The organism is Mesorhizobium sp. M5C.F.Ca.ET.164.01.1.1, from assembly GCF_004792125.1.
Lineage (GTDB): Bacteria > Pseudomonadota > Alphaproteobacteria > Rhizobiales > Rhizobiaceae > Mesorhizobium > Mesorhizobium wenxiniae.
The window spans coordinates 1-333 of sequence record NZ_SRTG01000334.1 but is presented as its reverse complement, the minus strand read 5'-3'; the positions used below and the strand labels follow the sequence as shown (position 1 = coordinate 333).

Genomic DNA, 333 nt, shown 5'->3' with positions numbered 1-333 from the left:
TTCGCCTTTCGGGTGGCGAGCGTCAGCGCATCGGGCTTGCTCGTGCCTTTTACGGCGATCCCAAGGTGCTGGTTCTCGACGAGCCCAATGCAAATCTCGATTCCAACGGCGAAGCCGCGCTCGAGCGGGCGATCATCCAGGCGCGTTCACGAAAGACGACCGTGCTTGTCATAACCCATCGGCCCTCTCTCGCTTCCAAATGCGATCGCATATTGATGCTACGCAGTGGCCAGATCGAGATCTACGGTTTGACCAAGGACGTGCTCGATAGACTTGTCACGCGACGGGGCCAAGCGGGGCGGCCCGCAGCCTCTCAGTCGCGTGACAACGAAG

At 60.4% G+C, this 333-nt stretch carries 1 protein-coding gene; it reads left to right on the top strand.

Going from position 1 to position 333, the window contains the following annotated elements:
- On the top strand, positions 1-333 hold a 333-nt coding region (locus tag EN807_RS33710), incomplete at both ends, for an ATP-binding cassette domain-containing protein (protein ID WP_135938031.1).